This window comes from Verrucomicrobiota bacterium, from assembly GCA_034440155.1.
Taxonomy (GTDB): domain Bacteria; phylum Verrucomicrobiota; class Verrucomicrobiia; order JAWXBN01; family JAWXBN01; genus JAWXBN01.
Genome location: JAWXBN010000108.1, coordinates 1 through 4418 on the forward strand (window position 1 = coordinate 1; position 4418 = coordinate 4418).

Annotated in this window: 2 protein-coding genes; both read left to right on the top strand. The window is 49.2% G+C overall.

Annotated elements, in window-relative coordinates; genetic code table 11:
• Positions 1-460: hypothetical protein (locus SGI98_11435; GenBank protein MDZ4744014.1), on the top strand; the 460-nt coding region annotated here is incomplete at its 5' end.
• Between the two features lie 118 nt (positions 461-578).
• A partial coding sequence (locus SGI98_11440; GenBank protein ID MDZ4744015.1) for a sugar-binding protein occupies positions 579-4418 on the top strand: 3840 nt, incomplete at its 3' end.

The window sequence follows — 4418 nt, forward strand, 5'->3', positions numbered from 1 at the left end:
GTTCAGCGCCTCGACCCTCGATCTCAATGGGTTCAGCCAGACAAATAACTCGGTCACCTTCAGCACTAATAATATCACCATTGATTTTGGTAATGGAGGGGCCGCGACCAATACTTTTCTGGCCCGGCAATTTAACCCCGGCAGCTTTAGTTTCTCTGTTTGGAATTGGAGTGGATCACTGGGCCAAACCAATGGTCTTGACCGATTTTATACCACCAATAATTTAGGTCTTTTAACGGGTGTGAACTTTTATTCCGACGGGGGCACGACCCTCCTCGGTGGCGGATATTATGCAGAGACCCGTCTAATCGGTGCTGGACTCTATGAATTAATCCCTGTCCCCGAGCCAAGTTATCAATGGATCGTATTGAGCGTGCTGGCAGGATTAGCTTTCCGGTTTTTTCGGCATCCTCCTGCAAAACGCTCACCCCGTATTTTAGACATTTTCCCACCGGAATAATTTTATTTCTAAACTTTCTTGACCGCTTCGCTTGACATTTTACCGAATCGTTACACCATTCATATTGTTCAAATCAAAGAACAAGAACCATTCGCACATTACTGGAGTAACCGCAGACATGAATAAAATCAGCCGCCTATTGGGTATCACCCTTCTTTTCGTCTTATCCTCAGCATCGTTAATCGCTCTACCACTCCAGACAAATAATTCCGATATCAAAGCAGTACCCGCCCCCGGCCCGGTCAAAATCGATGGTTCATCCGAAGATTGGGATCTATCCGGGGAGATGCTTGTGTACCCGGCCCGGATTAAACGGGAAAAAACCTCCGTCAAGGTTTATGCCATGTACGACAAGGATAACCTCTATCTCCTCATGAAATGGCGCGACTCGAGCCCTTTGGTCAACCGTGTGGATGCAAATGCTTCCCCCGATGCAGGGTGGATGGGAGATGCATTACAAATGCGGTTTATTACTGATCAAATGCTCCATATCACGGCTTACTATTCGACTAAAAGCGATAAATCAGTGGTTCATATCACGCCGGATACCGGACAGCCTAATGGCCCGGGATCAAAGCTTTTCCGTACGGACGGCAAAAGCCTGAAAGACCCTAGCGGCGTGGAAGAAATTTTTGTCGAAGATGCCGACAAACGCGGTTATACGCAGGAACTCAAAATCCCTTGGTCTATCCTCTTCAAAGACCCGTCAAAGGTCAAAGCGGGAATGTCCTTTACCTTCACGGGTGAATATTTCTGGGGTGGACCTTCCGGCACAAACTGGCCGGCGACAAATTACGCCGACCCGATTAACCCTGCCAATCCCCAACGTGTGGTGCTCTACCAGAATAGTGGAGCTTGGGGAAAAATGATCCTCTCCGAAAAAGGGAATTTCCCTAAAGTCCAAGCCGAAGCTGACAATGATAAACTCCAAGGCATTGTTTCCCTGAAATTCAAAGTGCCTGCTGATGCTAAAAAATTCACCGTCGTCATCGATGATGACAAAGGTAATCGCGTGCGTAATTTAGTCGCCCACGTCAATGTGGAGGATTATCTCATTCCCGGTAAGAAGGATGAAATCGAAGTCATGTGGGATGGCAAAATAAACGGTTTCTGGAATAAAGACCTTAACCTATTCCTCGGCGACGTCACGACCGCAGGGAAATATACTGCCCGTGCCATCGTCCACCCCGGTGTCGGGGTGACTTATGCCGGGAACTTCTATAACCCTGGCCTCCCGCCTTGGGATGCGATCAATGATGAGGGCGGACGGATGAAGATGTTTGGTGGCTGGGGTTTCGACCACTCGATTCCGCATGCCGTGGGAATCATGCCTACTACATATAAGGGGGAACCTCGTGTATTCCTCGGCTGGGGTGAAGGCGAAACAGGGGTCGGGTTTATTGCGCTAAATAAAGATAATCAAAAAATATGGAGTTACATCGCCCGCGGACAAGGAGCCCATTACATCGTCCCAACAGACAAATATGTCTATTTTAACTTAGGGCCTCAGGATATTCTCCGGCTTAACCCCGATAAACTCGGTAGTCAGGACCCCAAAGATCCCGAGATAATTAACTTTGGAAATGGACAACCTAAAATCCATATTAATGGTGATACTTACGGGCCAGTCACGGGGCTCACCATCTCAGGGGGGCAAATATTTGCCAGTACTGGAAAAGGCAAATTACTCGCTTTTGATGCTGAATCCGGCGATGCCAAAGGAGAAGTCGAGAACAAAGGCATTACCCGCCTGACCAGCGGCCCAGAAGGATTTATCTACGGGGTTTCTGCCTCGGGTGAGCTCATGCGTTTTAAAGCCGGGCAATCCCCGGAACCCGTCAAACTCGCCGGTGTGAATGCCGCTGCGGTGGCATTCGACACCAAAGGCAAAATGTATATTAGTGATAAGGACGAGAAAACCGTGAAAGTATTCGCTAATGGGAACCCCGATGCGAAACTCGAAAAAACCCTCGGTGAAAAAGGAGGACATCAACCCGGCCCTTGGAATGCCCAGCGCATGAATGAGGCCATGTCATTGGCGATCGAGGAAATAGACGGCAAACAAATTATCTGGGTCGTCGAAAATAGTCAGAGTCCTCGCCGGATCAGCACTTGGGGAGAAGACGGTAAATTAGCCAAAGACTACATCGGGAATACCCGGTACCAAGCCTCCGGCGGATTCATGAGCGACACGGTCCCTGACATGGGATTTATCGACGGCGTCCGTTTCAAGATCGATTACGCGAATCAGACCTATACGCCCCTCGAAATCCTCGTCGGCCCTTCAGAAGCTAAAGAAGGCCAATTTGAACCCTTCCTGATGACTAAATTTGTTTCAGACCAATCACTAAGCTTTGGGAATGGTTATCATTTCATCTCAAAAGCCTCTGGCAAGGAAGAGGAATATATCAACGAGAACTCGGCTGTATTCATGAAACGTAATGGCCGCTGGCGTGCCGTGGCTGTCTTGGGTAATGCCCAAATGGCCGACAGCTATAAACTCCCCTCAAAAGCTCCTACACCGACATCTGTTTTTAGTTGGAACGACACGAATAAAGACGGATTCGTCTCCGCCGAAGAGATCACGTGGAAAGATTTTGGCAAAAAAGACATGATGAATGGTGGTTGGGGATATAAGCCGGATACAAAAACCCTGACTTATTATCACAGCGGATTTGGTTTTAAACCCGTGAAATTCACCGATGACGGAGCCCCTATCTATGATGTCAACCAAGGGGAAAAACTCCCCGAGCAAGCAGGAGAAGCCAATGGACAGATGTCGAAAACACAATTTGGCTGGACGGCCAGCCGCCGTAATCCCCTCGACGGGGACGGCATTTTTGACAAACTCCATGGAGTTATTTTCGGTCTTAACGATATTACCGGCTATGATAACAAAGGCAATTTGCGCTGGGTCTATCCAAATTTCTGGTGTGCTGTCCACGGCGGAATGACTGCCCCGATGGCCATGCCCGGTGTAATCATGGGTTCACTCAAGACCACCGGCATCACCGAATATGACGGATACTCAGTCATTTCGATCCGGGGTAACCACGGACAAGAATTCCTCCTCCGTGACGATGGGATCTATATTGGTGAACTCTTCACCGATGCCCGAATGGACCCAGAAGGTCTCCCCCCAGTGCGTGACCTCAAACAAGTCATCGGAATGCCCTTAAATAATACTTCCCTCGGGCAGGAATGTTTTAATGGCTGGTTTGGACGCCAGTCCGACGGGAAAACACGGATGACCTATGGGAATACTGACGTCCGGATCGCTGAAGTCAGTGGTATCGAAAAAATCAAAAATCTTGATCCTTTACCCATCGACTTTACTGACAAACTGGTCGCGGAAGCCAAAGCTTTCCAACCCAAACTCGGGGCCAGTCAAGGCCAGACCACGTATGTCGTGTCCAAGGGAGGCGAAATCGCCCCTGATGGCAAAGTCTTTGACGCCACCGATGTCATCCGGGTCTTTCAAGGCAAAGAGGAAGTAGGTCAGGCAGTCATTCGTTTTGACGACAATAACCTCTATGTCGGCTGGCGCGTCATCGACAGCACCCCGCTCCAGAACCTCGGTAAAAAAGCTGAAAATGCATTCAAAACCGGGGATAGTGTGAATCTCTTCATCGCTGAGGATAAAAACTACGGAAAAACCTCGATTGAGGGGATTCGTGTCCTCCTGACTAATCTGAGCGGTAAACCCACCGCCGTGGTTTATAAACCCACAGGCAGCGGCAAACCCTACACATTCGAGTCACCCGTCAGGAAGACAACCTTCCAATACGTCTCCGAGGAACCCTCCATTAAATTTAACACCACTCCAGGACAGGGCGATTACATTGTCTCTGCGACGATCCCTTGGAGTGTGCTCGGGCTTAAACCCGGGGCCGGGACAAAATTCAAGGCTGATATCGGTATCCTCTTCTCCGACCCCACAGGCGGCAATATCGGTAAA